The following is a 22,937-nucleotide window of genomic DNA, read 5'->3' as shown; positions in this document are numbered from 1 at the left end:
TTATAAATGTCCAAAATTACAACTTACACTTCCAATAGGCGAACCATCAGGAATTTTAGGTGAATTCTTTTTTTCAAATTGTTTAGGATTAGCTAAAAAATTGTTAATCAATTCAATATAGCCTTCTTCATACATACGAGTTAAACTATCTTCTTTAGTCTTTTTATTCCTATTCTGATAAAACCAATTTTTCAATTCCTTTACCTTAGCTAAGGTAATAGATTTTACTTGAAAAGTTGCGTTACTATTGCTACATAATTCCAATAAATTTTGAAGTACAACAGCATTTATACTTTGTTGAATTTCGTTTTCATAGGTGCTTTTATAGTGCTTTTTAAAAGTTGACTCAACCACTATATCAATCATTTCATTTAAGCCCAGTTGGTTTTTAAAAAGTGCTTTCTGCTGTATCATTCTTGAAGCTCTTTGTGAATTAAACAATAAATCCAACACTAATTCTGAAGCTGTTGAAGCCGCATTTAAAGCGTCAAAAGCAACACCATTTTTTGAACCAAAAGACTCCCTACTTCTATTATAGTTATAAGCTCTAGGCGGAAATAATTCTAATAAATTTATTGGAATTTTCAACTTTTCAACTCTAATAGCATTCAATAAGCTTTGTAATGCTTCTTTTTCAATTAAAGCATCTATAGGTTTTACAATAGTTTGATTATCACCTTTTAGAGCATATGAATAATCCAAACCTCCGATTAATTTTGAAGTTGCTTCAACCTGATATCTATGAAAAAAATATAACGGAACAAAAACATCTTCTAAAACTGAATATGGCTGATTTTTATTTATGTTTTTAACTGAAAAATTATTAATAGCTGCTTCTCTCACTTTCAAAATTCTATCTAGTTCTTTTGCAGGGTTTGTACCATTATCCCATAAATGTGCATATATATGAGCCCCACCTTGAGCACGAGCATCAGAATCTGCGATAAATTTCATTCCTCTTTTAATCGAACTTTCAATAATAATATTTAAGGCATCTTCCTCATTCACATTTTTAGGAAAATCTTGATAAGAATATGCAACAGTTACTTTATCCCAATCACCAATTCCTTTTTCATAAGCTTTAGATACATCAATTTTATTATTGATTAATTTCACATAAGGGTGTGGATAATCCATTACCGAAGACCTATTATTATAACTTGCAGCAAAATTGTGAGTAAAGCCTAAAGTATGTCCAATTTCATGTGCAGAAAGCTGTCTAATTCTTGCTAAAGCCAATTGCAACAATGGGTTTTCATCACCCGTTTTTTCAGAAACACCTAATAGTGCTTGTGCTATTAAATAATCCTGACGTATTCTTAATGAACCTAAACTAACATGGCCTTTTAAAATTTCACCAGTTCGTGGGTCTACAATACTTGCACCATAAGACCAGCCCCTTGTACTTCTATGTACCCATTGCACAACATTATATCTAATATCTAAAGGATCTGCTCCTTCAGGCAATACTTTAAACTGAAATGCATTTTTATAACCTGCAGCTTCAAATGCTTCATTCCACCAACTTCCACCTTCTAAAAGTGCTGATTTAATGGGCTCAGGTGCTCCCCTATCTAAATAATAAACAATTGGTTCTTTTGCTTCACTAATAGTAGCACCTGGGTCTTTTTTTTCTAATCTATGTCGAATTATAAAACGTTTTTTAATTGGTTCTTCAATAGGAGTTGCATAATCTAAATATGAAAAACCTATAGCTCCAGAACGTGGATCAAATTTTCTCATTTTGTAATTATCATCCGGCAATTCAATAAATGAATGATGTTGGCGAACGGTAACAAAAGATGAATTTGGAGTTACACTTCTAATAAATTTTCCTTTTGCATCACCTTCAAAAGTCAAGATAGCCTCAAATTCAACATTTTTAGGAAATGCCTTTGTGCGTTCCATAAAAAAAGCACTTTTACTTAAATCTAATTTATAGTTTCCTTGCTTAGCATTTTGAAGTTTTCCTGCAACATTATGTGCATCTCGTAAAAAAAACTTGGATGCATCTATTAAATAGCTTTCTTTATTTTTTTCTTCAATAGGAAATCCAAATAAAACAGATTGAGCAAAAGCTTCTTCAACTGATTTTTTTTCTTCAATATTATTACTAACAGCTCTGTAATTTTGGTTAGGTTGTATTAATAATAATTTATTTCCTGCCTTTATAAATTTTACCACAGCTGTATTCCCTAACTGGCCTCTATCTATACCTATATCGTTAGATCCTATACCAGCTGCCAAAGAATTTACATACAAAAATTCTTCATTTAAATTGTTTACTTCAATAAAAATTCTGTCAGTAGAAGCATCGTAATAAAAATTAAAATAACCTTTAAATTGCTCCAATTCTTTTGCTTTTTGAAAACCTTGTGCAACTATTTGCTGAGATAGAAAAAAAATAAATACATAAATAAAATGTTTCATAAAATAGATTTTTAATTAGTAGATTAATGATCCATCTAATAAATTTAGTCTTAAAATTAATTTTCATTGTTTAAAAATGAAAGATTATTTTTGTATTACTTAAACACGGATATGATTTCAAACGAACAACTAAATAAATTACAAGAACGAATTAGCAAGTTAAAAACTTACCTTGATATTGACAAGAAAATAATTGAAGTAATAAATGAAGAAGAGAAAGCTGCAAATCCAAATTTTTGGAATAACCCAAAAGAAGCAGAACTTTTAATGAAAGACCTTCGTTCCAAAAAAAAATGGGTAGAAGATTTTAACACCATAACCACTAATTTAGAAGAAATTTCTATTTTATTTGAATTCTTTTCCGAAGGAGAAGCTTCTGAAGATGATGTTGAAAAATTATACAATACAACTTTACATTTAGTAGAAAGTTTAGAGTTTAAAAATATGCTTTCTGATGAGGGTGATAATTTAAGTGCTGTGCTCCAAATAACAGCAGGTGCAGGTGGTACTGAAAGTTGTGATTGGGCTCAAATGTTAATGCGTATGTATATGATGTGGAGTGAAAAACAAGGTTATAAAATTAAAGAATTAAACTTTCAAGAGGGTGATGTTGCTGGAATAAAAACAGTAACATTAGAAATTGATGGTGAATATGCTTTTGGATATTTAAAAGGCGAAAATGGTGTACACCGCTTAGTTCGTATTTCTCCATTTGATAGTAATGCAAAGCGCCATACTTCTTTTGCTTCTGTATATGTATACCCGTTAGCTGATGATAGTATAGAAATTGATATAAATCCATCAGAAATAACTTGGGAAACTATGAGAGCAAGTGGTGCTGGTGGTCAAAATGTAAATAAGGTTGAAACTGCTGTTCGATTACGCCATAAGCCATCTGGTATTATGATTGAAAATTCCGAAACTAGATCTCAACTAGAAAATAAAACCAAAGCCTTACAATTATTAAAATCGCAATTGTATGAAATTGAACTTCAAAAGCAACGTGAAAAACGCAATGAGATTGAAGCTAATAAAATGAAAATTGATTTTGGTTCGCAAATTAGAAATTACGTAATGCATCCATACAAATTAGTTAAAGATGTAAGAACCAATTTCGAAACTGGCAATGTAGATGCTGTTATGAATGGTGATTTAGATGGTTTTATTAAAGCATATTTAATGCAACAAGGACAAAAAGATACTAGTACAGAACTATGATAAAAAAAGAATTTGACACAATTATTTTTGATTTAGGTGGTGTTTTAGTCGACTGGAAACCTGAGTATGTTTACCGTAAAGTTTTTAATTACAATGAAGAAAAAGTGCAATGGTTTTTAAACACCATTTGTACCCCACAATGGAATATGGAACAAGATGCAGGCAGAACCATTGAAGAAGCTGTTAAACTTAAAGTTACTGAATTTCCAGAATATGAAAAATGGATTAAATTATACTACAACCATTGGCATCATATGTTTTCAGGAGCAATTAAAGAAAATGTTGAAATTTTTAAAAAACTAAAAATAAGCGGTAACTATAAAATTTATGCCTTAACTAATTGGAGTGCTGAAAAATGGGATATGGCTTTAAACTTATTTCCTTTTTTTTATGATTTTGATGGTGTCGTAGTTTCAGGTAAAGAAAAAACGAGAAAACCATACTTAAAAATTTACAATATTATTTTAAATAGATATCAAATAAACCCAAAAAAAACATTATTTATTGATGATAATTTAGATAATATTAAGGCAGCAGAAAAACTCAATATAACTGGAATTCATTTAGAAAATCCTACACAGCTTTCAAATAAATTAAATAAATTTAGCTTAAACTTTTAGACTTCTCTAAATTTATCTTTTAAAAAGCTAATAAACAGCAAAATATTTAACATAAACTGTTAATTATTCATAATAATTTGTATTTTTGAAATTATGAAAAAGTTAAGCAATCGTTATTAAAACGATTCTGAAAAATTGTTATGATAAATTAAATAGAATTATATGAAAAGAATTTTACTATTACTAATTATACTAACCCCATTTTTAAGTATTAGTCAAAACAACAACCCCAAAACATATTCAATATCAGGAAAAATTATAGATGCAGAATCTAAAATTCCTATCGAACTTGCGTCAATAATTTTTAAAAATCTAAATTCTAATGTAATTAAATATGGAGCTATCACAAACTCTCGTGGTAATTTTTCCATTGACGTAGAAGAAGGAACATATAATGCTACTGTTGAATATATTTCTTACAAAACAAAAAAATTAAACATTTCAAACATCACCAAAGATTTTAATTTAGGTACCATTTTATTAGAGCTTGATACTGAATTTTTAAAAGAAGTTGAAATCGTTGCAGAAAAAAAAGCTGTAGAATTTAAACCTAATAAAATTGTTTTTCATGTAGCGAAAGATATTGTTTCTAGTAGCGGCGTTGCTACAGATGTATTAAATAATATTCCTTCAGTTTCAGTAGATTCCAACGGAAATATTACCGTACAAGGTCAAAGTCATGTTCAAGTAATGATAAATGGAAGAACATCTTCAATGTCTGGAGTTGATGCCTTAAAATCATTACCTGCTGGCGCAATTGAAAATATTGAAGTAATTACTAATCCAGGTGCTCAATACAGTTCTTCCGCATTAAGTGTTATAAATATTATTTTAAAAAAAGGTAAAGACCAAGGTTTAAACGCATCACTTACGGCAACGGCTGGTCACAAAGATTATTCAGGAGGATTGTTTACATTAAATAATAAAGATGAAAAAATTAACTTCTTCATAAACTCATCGTATAACAAAAGTAACCCTATTAAAAATTCGTTTTTAGAAAGCGAATATTTTGAAAATAATAATACCATTTCATTTTTAAATGAAGGAAGTGAGTTTAATAACAAAAGAGAAGCTTTGTATGGAACTATAGGTACTGATTTTTACTTATCTAAAAGAAGCACCTTAACTACAAGCATTAATTATCAGAAAGTAATCAATAAAAGTAACACATTAACCAATTCTGAGATTTTTGATAACACTTATAATTTTATAGAATCTAATGATAGAAATCATAATGGAAAGTTAACTAATGAAATGATTGAATTTATTTCAGATTTTACCCATAATTTTAAAAAGGAAGGAAAAAGTTTAACAGCATACATCTCACATACTAAGGATATTGACAATGTTATTAACTCCATTGAAAATACCAACCCTAATTTTACAAACGAATATAATAAGGAAAAAAACAAACTTACAAATAACTCTTTTGAAGTTAAGTATGTGAGTCCTGTAAATAAAACTTCTACTTATACTTTAGGAGTCAAAGGAAATTATTATAAAATTCCTTTTAAATATATAAGTGGACTAGAAATTAATAATATTAACTATACTGAAAATGTAACTGCAGCTTTTATAGAATTTGAAAATGAAAGTGAAAAATTCTATTATGGGCTAGGGCTACGAACAGAGTTTATGGAATTAAAGGCAAACTATTTGACTTTAAATGAGGTTCAAAAAAATAATTATAACGAAATTTTACCCTCTGCCTATTTTGAGTATAGCCTAAGTGATTTCAAGAGTTTAAGCTTAAGCTTGTCAAGAAAATTAGCTACTCCAGGCTATTCTAGTTTACAACCTTACGAACAAAAATACAGTGAAACTTCTTCCTATATTGGAAATCCTGCCTTAAAACCTATCTATATTGATGCTGCAAATTTATCATACACATACTATGGAACTAAAATTACATTTGCACCATCACTCTTTTATCAAAAATTTAAAGGATATTGGCAAGAGGTTACTTATGAAACTGGTGAACAAATTAATACTATTAAAAAAGTTATCACTACACCTATTAATTTAGGTAAAGTAGATTATTATGGTGTTAACTTAAACACCATGTACAAACCTAATCAATTTTTAAATTTTACTGCTAATTTTAATCTTGTAAATTTTGATCAAACAGGAACATTTAAAACTATCAATGCCGCTAACGAAATTATTATATTAGACTATAATAAAGCTAGTATTGATGGTTCTTTTAGTTTATTAACACAAATAAAAATACCAAAAGTTTTTAATTTTCAAATAAATGCCAAACACCATCTAATTTCTGAAGGCTCCTATTCAACAAGAAAAGCATATACCTATGCAAGCGCAGCTATTAATAAAGATTTATTTAATAATGATGCCTCTTTTAGCTTAAGAGTTGATGATTTATTTTTATCAAATGAAATAGATAGAAACAGGTTTAATACCAACTACTTTTCTAAAAGCTTAATTAAAAATAAATATAGAACTATCTTATTTTCATTTACTTACAGATTTAATCAAAGTAAAAAAGACAGGCAAATTGATTTTAATAAAAAAGATCTTAAACCCAATTTTTAATTATTATTTTTGTTAAAATTTAACGTATGAAAATTTATCACAATCCTCGTTGCAGTAAAAGTCGCCAAGGACTTACTATCTTAGAAAACTCTAATTTCGAATTTGAAATTATAAAATATTTAGAATCATCTATCTCTAAAGAAGAATTGCAAAATATTTTAAATCTTTTAAACATATCTCCTATAGATTTAGTTAGAAAAAATGAATCCATTTGGAAAGAAAATTATAAAGGAAAAGAACTATCTGACGATGATATTATAACTGCAATGGTTGAAAATCCAAAATTAATTGAAAGACCAATAGTAATTAATAACGGTAAAGCTGTAATTGGACGCCCACCAGAAATCATAAAAACTATCCTCTAAAATTTAAGTTTTTTTTAACACTCATTTTTAATAAAAATTAACACTAAAATCAAATTTTTAAAACATTCAAAATACTTATTATCAACCACTTATATTAAAATAATACTAGTTTATTATTTAACTATTAACATTATTTACTAAACAATCATTAACACTAGTTAACACTAAATTATACGTTCCTAAACTATATTTGTAGTGTAATTAACTAAAAAAAGATTAATGAGAAATTTAACAATTATTATATTATTTTGTTTAGTCACTTTTTCAATAAATGCGAATGTTTCTACTTTGAATGATAAAGTAACTTTAACAGGAAAAGTAATTGATAACGAAACCAAACAAGCTCTAGAATACGCAACAATTGTAGTTAAAACCCTAGATAATAAAATTATTACGGGAGCAATAACTGATAGTAAAGGAGAGTTTGAAATTCAAGTTTCAAGAGGAGTATATAACATATCTATTGAATTTATTTCATTTAAAACTAAGAATTTTAACAACATCAAAGTATCTGGCGCTACAGATTTAGGTGTCATTTCTCTTGAAGTTGATGCAGAAACCTTAAATGAAGTAGAAGTTATTGCAGAAAAAAGTACTGTTGAAATTCGTTTAGATAAAAAAATATACAATGTAGGTAAAGACATGACAGTTAAAGGTGGTACTGCTTCAGACGTTTTAGATAACGTTCCATCTGTTTCTGTTGATGTTGAAGGTAATGTGAGCTTACGAGGTAATGAAAATGTTAGAATATTGGTAAATGGTAAACCTTCTGGATTAGTAGGTTTAAGCGGTACTGATGCTTTACGCCAATTGCCAGCAGATGCCATTGAAAAAGTAGAAGTTATTACCAGTCCGTCAGCTAGATATGAAGCTGAAGGTACTGCTGGAATTTTAAATATCGTTTTACGTAAAGGAAAGGCGCAAGGATTTAATGGTTCTTTAACAGCAACTGCTGGTATTCCAGATAATTTTGGTGGCTCTGTAAATTTAAATTACCGTACAAACAAGGCTAATTACTTTACAAGTACTGGCTATAATTACAGAAATGCTCCTGGTAATTCTAAAAATAATACCACCTATTTTGATGATGCTGGAGAAATCTTAAATTACAGAAACGAAAAAAGAACATACGATAGAGAAAATAATCGTTTTAACACTAGATTTGGTGTTGAATATTTTTTAACAGATAAAGCTTCAATTACTGGAACGGTTCTCTACAGAAAATCTGATGGAGATGATGTATCAACAAATTTTAGCAATTTATTTAACTCAAATAAAGATTTAATTGAAACTTTTGAACGTATTGAAACCGAAAAAGAAAATGATGAAACCACTGAATATTCTTTAAATTTTACACAAAATTTTAAAAACGATGGACATAAATTAATTTTAGATTTTCAATATGGAAAAAGTGTAGAGAATAGTAATGCTTACATCAAAGATTTTAATCCTGAAAGAAATTTTACCGATGAAGAATCAAAAGATATGTTAATTAAAGCCGATTACGTGTTACCTCTTGGAAAAGACGCTCAATTTGAGTTTGGCTTTAAGGCTGATTTAAATGATTTAAATACCGATTATTTAGTTGAAAGCTTTAACGAAGAAACCAATGAGTTTTATAACAATACTAATTTTTCTAACACATTAAACTTCGAACAAGATATTTATGCTTTATATACTCAATACGGTAAAAAAATTGATAAATTTTCTTATCTATTAGGTATTAGAATGGAAACTACAGATAGAAAAATAAATTTACTTCAAACCAATGAAGTTTTCAATAAAAAATTCACAGAATTTTTCCCAACAGTAAACTTAGGGCTAGAATTTAATGATTCTGAGAGTTTAACTTTAGGATATAGCAGAAGGTTAAGAAGACCAAGAAGCTGGTTTTTAAATCCTTTTGAATCAAGAACCAGTGAAACGTACATTAGAACTGGAAATATTAATCTTGACCCAACATACACTAATTCTTTTGATTTAGGGTTTCTAAAAAGATGGGATAAATTTACTTTCAATTCTTCTATTTACTATCAACATGCAATAAATAATATAGAAATGGCTCAAGTTGATGAATGGAGAGACAAAGAAGGAAATGTAATTACAAATCCTGATGCTCAAAACCCAAATCATATAAAAGTTATTATAAGAAGTCCTATAAATTTAAGCTCACAAGATAGGTATGGTTTTGAATTTACTACAAACTATAATCCTTTTAAATGGTGGAGACTTAACAATAGTTTTAACTTTTTTAAATCTGTTACTGACGGTGAATTTAATAATATTAGCTATGATTCTGATGATGTTAGTTGGTTCACTAGAATGGTATCTAGAGTTACTTTACCAGGAGAAATAGATTGGCAAACAACTGGATTTTATATGGGACCATCTGAAGGAGCACAATCCAAAAGAGAAGGAATGTTAAGTGTTAACCTAGCTTTCAGTAAAGATATTTTTAAAGAGAAAGGAACTATTTCTCTTAATGTAAGCGATTTATTTAACACTCGAAAAAGAAAATCTACAAGCTATTCTCCAACCACAGAATCTATAGGAGAATTTCAATGGAGAGAACGACAAATATTGTTAAATTTTACGTATAGATTCAATCAAAAGAAAAAACGTGAAAGACCTCAAAATAATTACGATGGTGGTGGTGAAGAAGAAATGTTTAAAGCATAAAAACAAAAAAGGGACAATTTATAAATTGTCCCTTTTTTTATTTATATAAAATAAAGTATTATTTTTTTGCTGCTTTTTCTTCTTTTCTATATTTCCAAGTTTCTCTAAAATACCCCACTAACCAATAAGGGATTACAAAAGTTAATAAGAAAATCATTAACCAAAACCCCATAGTGAAGATTGTTAAGAAAACTAAGAAACCTGAAAATTGAGATAAATCCATAACTGTTTTATGTTGTTTTAAACTTTTTTACAAAATTAAAATTTATTTTTAATTAATCTAACAACTTTTTATTTTTTTAATGACCTTTCTTATTTTATGAATTAAATTCTGCAAAAAAATCATTCCCCTTATCATCAACTAATAAAAATGCTGGAAAATCTTCAATTCTAATTTTACGAACTGCTTCCATTCCTAATTCTGGAAAATCAACAACTTCAACAGATTTAATACTATTTTTAGCTAAAATTGCTGCCGGTCCTCCAATGGAACCAAGATAAAAACCACCATTCGCCTTACAAGCATCTGTAACTTGCTTTGAGCGATTACCTTTTGCAACCATTACCATACTACCACCCACTTTTTGGAAAGCATCAACATATGGATCCATACGTCCTGCAGTTGTTGGTCCAAAACTACCTGAAGCCATTCCTTTCGGTGTTTTAGCTGGTCCAGCATAATAAATTGGATGGTTTTTAAAATATTCTGGCATTTCTTCTCCTTTGGCTAACATTTCACTAATTTTAGCATGAGCCATATCACGAGCTACAATCAATGTTCCTCGTAGGTTAAAACGTGTTTTTACTGGATGCTTTGAAAGTTCTTCTCTAATTTTATCCATTGGTTGATCTAAATCTAACTCAATAGCGTTTGCTAAATGTGGTGCTTCTTTTGGTAAAAATTGTCCTGGATTTTTCTCTAATTCTTCAAGAAAAATACCTTCTCCAGTAATTTTAGCTTTTACATTACGATCGGCGCTACAACTAACCCCTAACCCTACAGGACACGATGCAGCATGGCGTGGTAAACGAATGACACGTACATCATGTACAAAATATTTTCCGCCAAATTGAGCTCCTACTCCACTTTCTTGACAAATTTTTGTAATTTTTTCTTCCCATTCCAAATCTCGAAAGGCTTGTCCGCCATCATTTCCTTTGGTTGGTAAATGATCTAAATAACCAGCAGATGCCTTTTTTACAGTAGCCAAATTAGCTTCAGCAGAAGTACCTCCAATTACAAAAGCTAAGTGATAAGGTGGGCAAGCGGAAGTGCCTAAATCCATAATGTGTTTTTTCACAAAATTGGTTAGGTTTTCTTCTGTTAGCAATGACTTTGTCATCTGATATAAATAAGTTTTATTTCCTGAACCACCTCCTTTGGTAATAAATAAAAATTCGTATTTATTTCCTGTTTCTGCATAAATATCTATTTGAGCAGGAAGGTTGTTGCCTGAATTTTTTTCTTCTAACATTGTTTGAGGAACAATTTGAGAAAAACGCAGATTATCCGTTTGATACGTATTGTAAACCCCCTTTGAAATGTATTCAGCATCATTTACACCAGTATAAACATCTTCTCCTTTTTTAGCTACACAAATTGCAGTTCCAGTATCTTGGCAAGTTGGTAACTCTCCAGAGGCTGCTACCATTTGGTTTAACAGCATAGTATAAGCAACAAAACGATCGTTATCCGTAGCTTCAGGATCTTTTAAAATAGCTTCTAATTTTTTTAAATGAGAGGCACGTAAATAAAAAGAAACATCATGATATGCTGTTTGAGAAAGCAGTTCAAGACCTTCTGGTGCAACTTTTAAAATTTTTCTCCCATCAAACTCTATAACTGAAACATAATCTTTAGTTAATAACTTATATTTTGTAGTGTCCTTTGTAATAGGAAAAGGTTTTTGATATTTAAATTCAGACATCTTATTATATGTTTTTTGAAATTCATTTTAACTCTTACAAATATACGATGGAAGAAGAAAATAGTTGATATAAAAGGCGATTAATCCTCTTTGTAAATGAAAAAAAATTAAAAAATGTGACGATTTTAAAAAGTAATTTTAAGTAAATGCTCTATAGGAAGTTCATTTAATGTTTTTTGGTTGCACATAATAGCAAAACATACAATTTATTAATTTAATACTTATATTTAAACTAAAAATATAACATGAAGTACAGAATTGAAAAAGACACGATGGGAGAAATTAAAGTTCCTGCAAATAAATACTGGGGAGCTCAAACAGAACGTTCTAGAAATAATTTTAAAATAGGTTCTTCAAGCTCTATGCCAATAGAAATAATCTATGGCTTTGCCTACCTTAAAAAAGCTGCTGCACATGCAAATTGTGAATTAGGTGTTTTATCAAAAGAAAAAAGAGATGTAATTTCTACCGTTTGTGATGAAATATTAGATGGAAAACTTGATGATCAATTTCCACTCGTAATTTGGCAAACTGGTTCAGGAACACAAAGCAATATGAATTGTAACGAAGTAATTGCTAACAGAGCACACGAAATTTCTGGAAAAGTTATAGGTAAAGGAATAAAAAATATTCAACCAAATGACGACGTGAATAAATCACAATCAAGTAACGACACATTCCCTACAGGAATGCATATTGCTTGTTATAAAATGATAGTAGAAGTTACAATTCCTAGCATAAAAAAATTAAGAGATACGCTTCAAGTAAAATCTGAAGAATTTAAAACTATTATTAAAATTGGTCGCACACATTTAATGGATGCCACTCCTTTAACTTTAGGGCAAGAATTTTCTGGTTATGTTTCACAATTAAACCACGGATTAAAAGCATTACAAAACACATTGCCACATTTAGCCGAATTAGCTCTAGGAGGAACGGCTGTTGGTACTGGTTTAAATACACCTAAAGGGTACCATGTTTTAGTCGCCAAAAAAATTGCTGAGTTTACAGGGTTGCCTTTTATAACTGCCGAAAATAAATTTGAAGCTTTGGCTTCACATGATGCCATTGTGGAAAGCCATGGAGCATTAAAACAGTTAGCAGTTTCATTGAATAAAATTGCCAATGATATTAGAATGATGGCTTCAGGACCCCGTTCAGGAATTGGTGAATTATTGATACCTGCAAATGAACCTGGAAGTTCCATTATGCCAGGTAAAGTTAATCCTACTCAAGCTGAAGCTTTAACAATGGTGTGTGCACAAGTTATGGGTAATGATGTAGCAATTACTGTTGGTGGAACTCAAGGACATTACGAATTGAACGTTTTTAAACCAATGATGGCTGCTAATTTTTTACAATCAGCTCGCTTATTGGGTGATGCCTGTGTTAGCTTTAATGATAATTGTGCTGTAGGCATTAAAGTAAATAATGAGAGAATTAAAGAACTTTTAAATAATTCATTAATGCTAGTTACAGCTTTAAATCCTAAAATTGGGTATTATAAAGCTGCTGAAATTGCAACAAAAGCACACGAAAATGGTACTACTTTAAAAGAAGAAGCTATTCGTTTAGGATATGTAACTCCTGAAGAATATGATTCTTGGGTTAAACCTGAAGATATGATTGGCTCTTTAAAATAATTGTTGGCTCATTTTTAAAACAAAAAAAGCATTGAAACCTTCAATGCTTTTTGTTTAAATAATCTATTTTATTAACTAATTAATTGAAAAGACTGTTTTGCTATTTCAACTTCTTCATTCGTAGGAACAATTAATATTTTAACTTTTGAATTTTCTTTATGAATTTCGGTTAGTTTTTTAGCTCTAACTTTATTCTTCTCTTCATCTAATTCAATTCCTAAATAAGTCATATTTGTACAAACTAATTTTCTAATTACGTCAGAATTTTCACCTATACCAGCTGTAAAAACTATAGCATCCAATCCATTCATAATTGCTGCATAAGAACCAATATACTTTTTAATTCTATAAGCATTCATATCTAAAGCTAATTGACACTCTTTATTTCCTTTCTCAGCTTCAGATTCTATATCACGTAAATCACTATATCCAGTTAACCCATACATTCCACTTTCGTTTTGTAGCATAGATTTTACTTCTTCTAATTGATACCCTAAATTATTTACTAAATGAAAAATTATAGCTTGGTCTATGTCTCCACTTCTACTCCCCATAATAAGCCCCGTAACAGGTCCAAAGCCTAGAGAATGATCTATGCTTTTTCCATTTTTAACTGCGGTCATACTACATCCATTTCCTAAATGGATGGTAATAATATTAGATTTTTTAAGTTTTAAATGTGCTATTGCTTTTTCAGATACATATTTATGACTTGTTCCGTGGAAACCATATACACGAATATTTTTTTCGTTTAAAAATTTATTTGGCATAGCGTATTTATAAGCTTCAATTGGAATACTTTGGTGAAAAGCAGTATCAAAAACTGCAATTTGTTTTGCATTTGGAAAAATAGTTTCTGCAACTAAAATTCCTTCATAGTTTGGCGGATTATGCTGTGGTGCTAATGAAAATAATGCTTTTATTTTATCTTTTACCTTTTGGTTAACTACTGTAGTATTAGAAAATGTACTACCTCCATGAACCACTCTATGACCTACTGCCTCAATTTCTGAAGTAGATTTAATAACTCCTACTTTTTCATCTAACAACAAACTTACAACCTTTTCTAAACCAACTTTATGGGTTGGAATATTTACAACTTCATCAATCTTATTTTTATTTGATTTATAATGAATTTCGGCGTCATTTAAACCAATTCTTTCTACTAAACCTGAACAAATAACTTCTTCTTGAGGCATATTAAATAATTGATATTTAATTGAAGAACTGCCACTATTAATTACTAAAATTTTCATTTATATTCCTTGTGCTTGTATTGCTGTTAAAATAACCGTATTAAAAATATCATCTATGGTACAACCTCTACTTAAATCGTTTACAGGCTTATTTAAACCTTGTAACATTGGTCCAATTGCTAATGCTCCTGTTTCTCTTTGAACAGCCTTGTAGGTATTGTTCCCTGTATTAAGGTCTGGGAAAATTAAAACATTTGCTTGACCTGCAACTTCCGATTCTGGTAATTTACTTTTACCTACAGAAGCATCTACAGCTGCGTCGTATTGAATAGGTCCTTCTACTTTTAAATCTGGTCTAGTTTGTTTCACTATTTCCGTTGCTTTTCTTACTATGTCCACATCTTCACCCTTTCCTGATGCTCCAGATGAGTAAGAGAGCATGGCAATTTTAGGGTCAATTCCAAAGTTTTTACTTGAATCTGCTGATGATATTGCTATTTCTGCTAACTGTTCTGCAGTTGGATTAGGATTGATAGCACAGTCACCAAATACTGAAACTCTATCATCTAAACACATAAAAAATATTGAAGAAACTACAGAAACTCCGGGCTTAGTTTTAATAAACTGCAAAGCTGGTCTAATAGTGTGCTGTGTAGTATGAGCTGCTCCTGAAACCATTCCATCCGCTAAACCTTTATAAACCATCATAGTTCCAAAATAAGAAACATCTCCCATTAAATCTGCTGCAACATCAATGGTTAACCCTTTATTTTTTCTTAAATCAAATAAGGTATTTGTAAAATCTTCATAATAATCAGATTCAATTGGATTGATAATATTTAGTTTGCTTAAATCTAATTTTAAACCTAATCGAAGAATTTTATTTTCAATTTTATCTTTGTTTCCTAAAATAGTTAAATCAACAATATCTTGTTCAATTAAACGAACAGCGGCTGTAATAATTCTATCATCATTCCCTTCAGGTAAAACTATATGCTTACGTATATTGCGAGCTCTTTTTAATAAGTTGTATTGGAACATTCTAGGCGTAATGCCGTTTCCTTTAAATGTTATTAACTTTTCATTTAATTTTTCTATTTCAATATACTTATCAAACGTATTTAAGGATAAATTAATTTTTTCTTTATTATCTGCGTACATATGTGAGCGAACTGCTCCAATTTTATTTGCAACGTCAAATGTTCCTTCTTGTACAGATAGAATTGGAAGCTTTTGAGGCAAACCTTCAATTAATTTAACTATTGGTTCTTCTGGAATGATACCCCCTGTAAGAACTATACCAGACATTGATGGATAATTAGAAGAAATGTTTGCTTGTAAAGCACCTAAAATTATATCTGCTCTATCTCCAGGAGTTATAATTAAACAATTTTCTTCTAAATGAGTTAAGTAATTACGCAATTGCATTGCTCCTACTTTAAAGCTAGTGGTTTGGTTATTTATATGATCTTCACCAAATAAAACTTTAGCATCTACTGCTTTTGCAATTTCTTTAATGGTAGGATTATTTAATGATGGAATAAGTGGAATAGCATTTACCAAAATATCTTTAGGTAAATTCTTTTTAACACCACTTTTAACAATTTCTAAGTTCTTTTCTTGCACTTTATTTGCAATAACAGCAACTACCTCAACTTCTTTATCTTCAAAAGAATCATATGCCAAGTGCAATCCTCCAATAAACTCCTCTAATGTTTTACCAATTCCGCTAGAAACAATAATTGCAGGTATTCCAAGATTTTTTGCAATTAAAATATTAGCATCTAACTCAATAGCAGTACCTTCTCCAGAGAAATCGGTACCTTCAACCAACATAAAATCGTTTTTTTCTTCTAAAGCCTTATACTTTTCAATAATAGTATCAAAAATTTCACCATCTTTTCCTTTATTCCGCTTATTTATAAACTCGGTCCTCGTAAAAGCATAGGCATCATTGGGTTTAATATCTAAGTCAAAGTGTGTAATAATAGTGTTGATGTGATTGTCTTTTTTTCCTTTTTTTACATCATCTATTATGGGTCTAAAATACCCAACTTTAGGTGTTTTTCCTAACAGCATTCTCATTAGTCCTAAAGTTACAATTGATTTACCGCTATTAGCTTCACTCGTTGCTATATAAATGGCTTTATTCATTTTTTTAAATTTTTTGCAAAGATACTTTAATTCGTTGTTTATACCTTAGAAATTGCGTATAATTTTAGTGACATTTGTCACATATATCATTCTAAAAAATCATCTTAATTCTCTTTAAAATATTTCTATCTTTGAATTCATAAATTTAAAGAAAAATGACCACATTAATTATTAATATTAAAGAGCTACTTCAAGTTGAAAATACACCAAAAAAAATGGTAGCTGGAAAAGACATGAAGGTTTTACCAACTATTAAAAATGCTTTTTTATTAATTAACGATGATTGCATTATAGATTTTGGTCAAATGAAAGATTTATCAGAAATAACTTCTGATGAACTGATTGATGCCACTGGGAAAATTGTACTTCCTACTTGGTGCGACAGCCATACTCATATAGTTTATGCTGGAAATAGAGAGCAAGAGTTTGTTGACAGAATAAATGGACTGACTTATGAAGAGATTGCCAATAATGGTGGAGGGATTTTAAATTCAGCTAAAAAATTACAAAATACTTCAGAAGAAGAGCTCTACAAACAATCTGCAAAAAGAGTTGAGGAAGTTATGAAGTTAGGTACTGGGGCAGTTGAAATTAAATCGGGGTACGGCTTAACAAAGGAAGCAGAATTAAAAATGCTTAGAGTTATAAAAAAATTAAATGAAGTCTACCCTATCACCATTAAAGCGACTTTTTTAGGCGCTCACGCACTACCTTTAGAATATAAAAACAATAAAGTTGGGTATTTAAATGAAGTAATTCATGAAATTCTACCAATTGTAGCCCAAGAACATTTGGCAGAATTTATTGATATTTTTTGTGAAACAGGTTATTTTAGTGTTGAAGATACTGAAAAACTATTACAAGCAGCAGCGAACTATGGATTAAAACCTAAAATTCATGTAAATCAATTTACAGCAATAGGCGGAGTGCAAGCAGGGATAAAATTCAATGCTCTTTCTGTAGATCATTTAGAGGAAATGAGAATTGAAGATATTGAAGCCCTAAAAAACTCAAACACTATGCCAATAGCATTGCCATCTTGTTCTTACTTTTTAAGCATCCCATACACTCCTGCAAGAAAAATGATAGATGCTGGATTACCATTAGCTTTAGCGACAGATTACAATCCTGGCTCTACCCCTTCAGGAAATATGAATTTTGTTGTTTCCACAGCCTGTATTAAAATGAAAATGACTCCAGAAGAAGCCATAAATGCAGCTACCATTAATGCAGCATACGCAATGGGTCTAGAAAAAACGCATGGAAGTATTTGCAAAGGAAAAAAAGCCAATTTTATAATTACAAAAGAAATACCTAGTTATTATTTTTTACCTTATTCTTTTGGCAATAACCATATAGAAAAGGTTTATATTAATGGAAAGCTTATATAGATTAGTTAAGTAACTTTTCTATTTATTCTTTTTCCAATTAAATATCTTTTTAAAAAAAGATTTATTTTCAATCTGATGGTATCCTTTTGCATATTTTCCATAACCGTAGCCATAGCCATAGCCATATCCGTAACCATAACCATATTTATAGTTAATTTTAAAATCGTTTAAAACAAAACTAATATTTGAAATTTCTTCTTTACTGTACTTCTCATTAATCATCTTTAACATTCCCTTTTGAGAGTATAATTGTCTAATTACATAAATAGTAGAATCTGCATATTTTAATAATTCTACTGCATCACTAACTAAACCAATTGGAGGGGTATCTAAAATTATATAATCATATTTATCTTTTAGGCTATTAATCAAATCTTCTGTTGCCTCTGAAATTAACAATTCTGAAGGATTTGGAGGTACAGGTCCTGAAGTAATTACATCTAAATTTGGAATTTTTGTTTTTTTAATAATTTCATCTTCAGATACTTCTCCAATCAAATAATTAACTACACCCACTTCATTTGACAATTCAAAATCATCAAAAATTCTAGGCTTTCTTAAATCTAAACCAACCAATATTGTTTTTTTACCTCCCATAGCAAAAACTGTTGCTAAATTGATTGATAAAAAAGTTTTACCTTCACCACTTACAGATGAAGTTGTAATAATAGTTTTTGATTTTCCTTTAACATACCTTGTAAATAAAAACTGAATATTGGAGCGCAATGCTCTAAAAGATTCTGCAACGGTAGATTTAGGTTTTAAAAAAACTGCTAAATTATTAATTGCAGTATTTCTACCAACAACCCCAAGAATTGGAATTGGAGAAATTCGTTCAATATCATCGGTAGTGTGTATTCTAGTATCTAAAATTTCTTTAGCAATAATTACAAATAATGGCAAAATGGTACCTAGCAGTAAAGCAATCATATAATTAAATGAAACTCTAGGTAAAATTGCTCCTTGTCCTGTATCTTTAGCCGTATCTAATACAGAAATATCTGAAACACTTGCTGCTATTGCAATTTCGGCTTCATATCTCTTTTGCATAAGAAAAACATAGTTTGATTCTGTTAAACTATATTTTCTTTGATAATTTAATAATTTTTGTTCTTTATTAGGAAGTTTATTTAATTCGTAGTTATAACTACTTAGTCTTCTTTTACTATTTTCAAGGGTAACTCTAGTAATTTCTTTTAAAGAAGTTAAATTTTCTAATAAAACAGTTCTGGTAGTTTCAACATCTTTTTTAACTTGTATTAATGATGGATGATTTTCTGTGACTTCACCTTTTAATTTATCTTTTCTAATTGACAACTCTGTCAACTTACCTACCATTTCAGATATGGATCCATCTTCGATATTAATAATTGCTGGGGCTGGTATATTGGTATAACTTGTATGAGTTTTTATATAGTTTTCAAGAATATTAAAATACTCAATACGGTCTATTAAACTTTTCTGAATTTTATCTAAACTTGTGGTTTGTGAAAATATTTCGCTTCCTTCAGCAGATAATTGATATATTAAATTGTCTTGTTTAAATTTCCCTATTTTATCTTCAATCAGTTTTAAACTATCGGAAGTGTTTTTAAATTGTGCATCTATAAATTCTTTGGTGCTTCTGGCGTAATTTGTTTTTTGTTCTAATTCATCTTCAGCTAAAACTTCAACTGTTTTGTTTAAAAAATCTACTATTCTATTTTTATTGGTTCCGGTTAAAGTAAGTTCTATTAACGAAGTTCCTGCCAAACCTTTTGCGCTTACACCTTGATATAAACTAGTGACTTGGTTAATGGAATTTAATTTAATATAATAAAATTGTCCGGCCAAAGAACTCACACTACTAGCTTTTGGTTCAATTTGAGCTTTTAAAAATGGTAAGTTTATATATTCATTTACCAAATATGTTTTTGAAAATTTAGCATTTTCAAAAGTGTAAGGTTTGGTTGTTTCGTTAGTGTAGTTAATTAATCGGTAATTGTTTTCTTCATTAAAATCAACCGTTAAGGTAAATTTTTCATTATCTATAAATTGAATTTTAATGAGGGTATTCAGCAGTTGAAATTGATTGGGTTGCAATTTTAACACAAAAGGAGTTTTTCCATACACATCTTCATTTCTGAAACGACCTTCTTTTAAATAATCAACATAAAATTGCAATCTTCTTACAACTTTTTCATTATGAGATCTTGATATTAATGCTTTTCTAATAGATTCAACCTTATCGCTAACTCCTCCCCAATTGAATGCAATATTGGTCCCTGAGGAAAAAAGCGGATTTGATTTTTCTTTTACAACAATTGTAGTTTTTAATCCATAAATTTTTTCTGTAGAAATATTAAAATAATATGCTATGGCTAAGGCTAAAGCAATGGTTAAAACAAACCATTTCCAATTGTATAAAATTCTAAATAAATAATCTTTAATATTTGAAATTTGTTCACTTGGGTTTTCAATAAATTTGAATTTATTATCCATATTTAAAATTATAAATTTTTAACCAATAAAACAGTACTTGCCAAAAATGAAAGTACGGTAACAACTGTAGAGAATGTTTGAAATCCAGTAGTTCCTATCCCCCAAGATTTTTGTTTTAATGGTGCAACATAAATAATATCATTTGGCTTTATATAAAAGTTTTCAGATTCAAAAACTTCTATTTCAGTAAGGTTTACGTTGTATTTTTTTACCCCATCTAATGTTTTTCTAATTATGGTAATGTTTTGTTTGTTTCCATAAGAAGTTATCTCTCCTGAGTTCGCAATTGCATCTACAATTGAAACTTGGTTTTGTAGTAAATTTTTAGTCCCAGGAGAGCCTACTTCACCTGTAACAATAAAATTAATTCCTCCTAATTTAACAGTTACAAAAACCGATTCGGTATTTTTTAAAAATTTTTGTAATTCTATTTCAATTTTTTGTCTAATTTCTTTTTCAGTATAACCTAAAACATTTAAATCACCAATGTACGGTATTCTAATATTTCCATGTCTATCAACTGTGTATCCATTAAAATATAGATTTCCTCCTGTATTTGAACCACTACCTACTGAAGCACTGGTTTTAAACAGCGCAACTAGTTCAGGGTTCTCTGCTTTAAGGTCAATATGAAGTATATCATTAACCTGTAACCTATAAGGTTCATTATTTAACTTATAAATATCTGTTTTTTTTAATGGTTCGCCTTGAAAATACGTTGTTCTTTTAGTAGAAACACAAGACGAAAGTAAACCTAAAACTAAAATGTAATAAAATAATTTCTTCATATAAATTTTATGGAGGTTAAGGCAAATATAATTTTAAATAGCGTATTAAAATAATTTTTAAACTATTTTCGCACTAAAATAAGCTTGTATGTGGTTTAAACTTACTTCATATCTAAAATTTCTAACAACATCAACTAATCAACATGGAGTGCATTCTCCTTTTGTTTATCATTTAGTTACTCAATGTTTTTATACCAATACAAGTGTACAAAAAACAATAGCATTTCAAAAAATTAAACAATCACTTTTTAAAAATAAAAAAGCAATTGAAGTCACTGATTTTGGACAAGGCTCTAAGGTTTTTAAAAATAACGTTCGAAAAATTGCTGATATTGCTAAAGTGGCAGGAATTACTCAAAAAAGAGCATTGCTATTAATTAGGATTGTGGAGTATTTTCAAATTCAAAATGTTTTAGAAATTGGCACTTCAGTTGGGTTGAGTACTTCTGCTTTAAGCATTGGTAATCCTAAAGCAAATATTACCACTTTAGAAGGTTGTAAAAATACAGCTAATGCTGCTGAACAATTATTTCAAAAATTCAACCTTCAAAATATTGTGCTTATAACAGGAAATTTTAACAGCACTTTACCTAAAACAATTAAAAATAATGTGTATGATATGATATACTTTGATGGAAATCATCAAAAAGAAGCTACCATTAACTACTTTAAAATTTGCCTAAAATCTATACACAACAATTCTGTATTTATTTTTGATGATATTAATTGGTCACAAGAAATGCAACAAGCTTGGCAAGAAATTATTAAACATCCACAAGTTACAGTTACTATAAATACTTTTTATTGGGGTTTTGTATTTTTTAGAAAAGAACAAAAAAAACAACATTTTACAATTAGAGTGTAACTAAAATATTAACTATTTTTACCGTATGAAAATATATACAAAAACTGGAGATAAAGGACAAACTTCATTATTTGGAGGAACAAGAGTCCCAAAATATCATTTACGAATTGAAGCTTATGGAACTGTTGATGAACTAAATTCATATATTGGGCTTATTCGTGATCAAAAAATTGACGATTATACCTCACATATTTTAATAAAAATTCAAAATGAGCTTTTTACTTTAGGTGCTATGTTAGCAACACCTCCTGATAAGAAAGTTTTAAAAAGTGGAAAAGAACGCTTAAACATTCATCAAATTAACACCAATTCAGTACAATTATTAGAAGTTGAAATAGATAATATGAATGAGGAATTACCTCCAATGACTCATTTTGTTTTACCAGGTGGCCATACCACAGTGTCATTTTGTCATATTGCCCGATGTATTTGTAGAAGAGCTGAAAGAATAGTAGCTCAGCTTAGTGATGAAAGCACCGTTGATACACAAATTTTAATTTATTTAAATAGACTTTCTGACTTTCTTTTTGTACTGGCACGAAAATTGACTAAGGATAATAACGCTCAAGAAATACGTTGGATTCCTGAGAAAATAAAATAAGTTCTTTCAAAAAGTGAAAAAAAAC

16 protein-coding genes are annotated in these 22,937 nt (G+C 29.4%); 9 read left to right on the top strand and 7 right to left on the bottom strand.

Annotated elements, in window-relative coordinates:
- Positions 1-2,430, bottom strand: coding sequence for a zinc-dependent metalloprotease (locus tag ACFQZW_RS07960; protein WP_386782214.1), 2,430 nt, complete (start codon positions 2,428-2,430; stop codon positions 1-3).
- Between the two features lie 111 nt (positions 2,431-2,541).
- Here ACFQZW_RS07960 and prfB point away from each other — a divergent pair, with 111 nt between their 5' ends.
- The 5 genes from prfB (at position 2,542) to ACFQZW_RS07935 (ending at position 9,865) form a co-directional block, all read left to right on the top strand.
- Positions 2,542-3,648, top strand: coding sequence for a peptide chain release factor 2 (prfB, locus tag ACFQZW_RS07955; protein WP_298262308.1), 1,107 nt, complete (start codon positions 2,542-2,544; stop codon positions 3,646-3,648).
- The gene (locus ACFQZW_RS07950) at positions 3,645-4,268 is read left to right on the top strand and encodes an HAD family hydrolase (protein ID WP_298262307.1); all 624 of its coding nucleotides are present in this window, start codon (positions 3,645-3,647) and stop codon (positions 4,266-4,268) included. Before prfB ends, ACFQZW_RS07950 begins: the two co-directional genes overlap by 4 nt.
- Before the next feature lie 162 nt (positions 4,269-4,430).
- Positions 4,431-6,821 carry an outer membrane beta-barrel family protein gene (locus ACFQZW_RS07945; protein ID WP_298262306.1) on the top strand — a complete coding sequence of 797 codons (2,391 nt, stop codon included), beginning with the start codon at positions 4,431-4,433 and terminating at the stop codon, positions 6,819-6,821.
- A gap of 26 nt (positions 6,822-6,847) precedes the next feature.
- Positions 6,848-7,186: an arsenate reductase (glutaredoxin) gene (arsC, locus tag ACFQZW_RS07940; RefSeq protein WP_298262305.1), complete on the top strand. Its 339-nt coding sequence runs from the start codon at positions 6,848-6,850 to the stop codon at positions 7,184-7,186.
- A gap of 219 nt (positions 7,187-7,405) precedes the next feature.
- Positions 7,406-9,865 carry a TonB-dependent receptor domain-containing protein gene (locus ACFQZW_RS07935; RefSeq protein ID WP_372801599.1) on the top strand — a complete coding sequence of 820 codons (2,460 nt, stop codon included), beginning with the start codon at positions 7,406-7,408 and terminating at the stop codon, positions 9,863-9,865.
- 58 nt (positions 9,866-9,923) lie between these two features.
- Here the strand turns inward: ACFQZW_RS07935 and ACFQZW_RS07930 are convergent, their stop codons facing one another.
- Entirely contained in the window at positions 9,924-10,088 is a 165-nt protein-coding gene (locus ACFQZW_RS07930) for a hypothetical protein (RefSeq protein ID WP_298262303.1), read from the bottom strand.
- Between the two features lie 94 nt (positions 10,089-10,182).
- The gene (locus ACFQZW_RS07925; RefSeq protein ID WP_298262302.1) at positions 10,183-11,793 is read right to left on the bottom strand and encodes a fumarate hydratase; all 1,611 of its coding nucleotides are present in this window, start codon (positions 11,791-11,793) and stop codon (positions 10,183-10,185) included.
- A 245-nt stretch (positions 11,794-12,038) separates the two neighbouring features.
- On the opposite strand from ACFQZW_RS07925, the gene fumC reads away from it, so the two are divergent.
- Positions 12,039-13,436 carry a class II fumarate hydratase gene (gene fumC / locus ACFQZW_RS07920; RefSeq protein WP_386782209.1) on the top strand — a complete coding sequence of 466 codons (1,398 nt, stop codon included), beginning with the start codon at positions 12,039-12,041 and terminating at the stop codon, positions 13,434-13,436.
- Positions 13,437-13,507: 71 nt separating this feature from the next.
- On the opposite strand, the gene ACFQZW_RS07915 is transcribed toward fumC, so the two are convergent.
- Together ACFQZW_RS07915 and pta are read right to left on the bottom strand one after the other, a co-directional pair.
- On the bottom strand, positions 13,508-14,692 hold the full coding sequence (locus ACFQZW_RS07915) for an acetate/propionate family kinase (protein ID WP_386782207.1): 1,185 nt from the start codon (positions 14,690-14,692) through the stop codon (positions 13,508-13,510).
- Positions 14,693-16,786 carry a phosphate acetyltransferase gene (gene pta / locus ACFQZW_RS07910; RefSeq protein ID WP_298262299.1) on the bottom strand — a complete coding sequence of 698 codons (2,094 nt, stop codon included), beginning with the start codon at positions 16,784-16,786 and terminating at the stop codon, positions 14,693-14,695.
- A 155-nt stretch (positions 16,787-16,941) separates the two neighbouring features.
- Between pta and hutI the strand changes: the two genes are divergently transcribed.
- The gene (hutI, locus tag ACFQZW_RS07905) at positions 16,942-18,177 is read left to right on the top strand and encodes an imidazolonepropionase (protein ID WP_386782204.1); all 1,236 of its coding nucleotides are present in this window, start codon (positions 16,942-16,944) and stop codon (positions 18,175-18,177) included.
- A gap of 18 nt (positions 18,178-18,195) precedes the next feature.
- Here the strand turns inward: hutI and ACFQZW_RS07900 are convergent, their stop codons facing one another.
- Positions 18,196-20,658 (bottom strand): GumC family protein, encoded by a 2,463-nt coding sequence (locus tag ACFQZW_RS07900; RefSeq protein ID WP_386782202.1) that lies wholly within the window; start codon positions 20,656-20,658, stop codon positions 18,196-18,198.
- Positions 20,659-20,666: 8 nt separating this feature from the next.
- Positions 20,667-21,446: a polysaccharide biosynthesis/export family protein gene (locus tag ACFQZW_RS07895; RefSeq protein WP_298262296.1), complete on the bottom strand. Its 780-nt coding sequence runs from the start codon at positions 21,444-21,446 to the stop codon at positions 20,667-20,669.
- Between the two features lie 88 nt (positions 21,447-21,534).
- Here ACFQZW_RS07895 and ACFQZW_RS07890 point away from each other — a divergent pair, with 88 nt between their 5' ends.
- Both ACFQZW_RS07890 and ACFQZW_RS07885 read left to right on the top strand, forming a co-directional pair.
- The gene (locus ACFQZW_RS07890) at positions 21,535-22,311 is read left to right on the top strand and encodes an O-methyltransferase (protein WP_298262295.1); all 777 of its coding nucleotides are present in this window, start codon (positions 21,535-21,537) and stop codon (positions 22,309-22,311) included.
- A 25-nt stretch (positions 22,312-22,336) separates the two neighbouring features.
- Positions 22,337-22,912, top strand: a complete 576-nt coding sequence (locus ACFQZW_RS07885; RefSeq protein WP_298262294.1) for a cob(I)yrinic acid a,c-diamide adenosyltransferase — start codon at positions 22,337-22,339, stop codon at positions 22,910-22,912.
- Positions 22,913-22,937: the final 25 nt, after the last annotated feature.

Origin of the sequence: Lutibacter aestuarii (genome assembly GCF_042676885.1) — a bacterium.
Lineage (GTDB): Bacteria > Bacteroidota > Bacteroidia > Flavobacteriales > Flavobacteriaceae > Lutibacter > Lutibacter aestuarii.
Note: the sequence above shows the minus strand (reverse complement) of the source record. Positions and strands in the feature narration are given on the sequence as shown.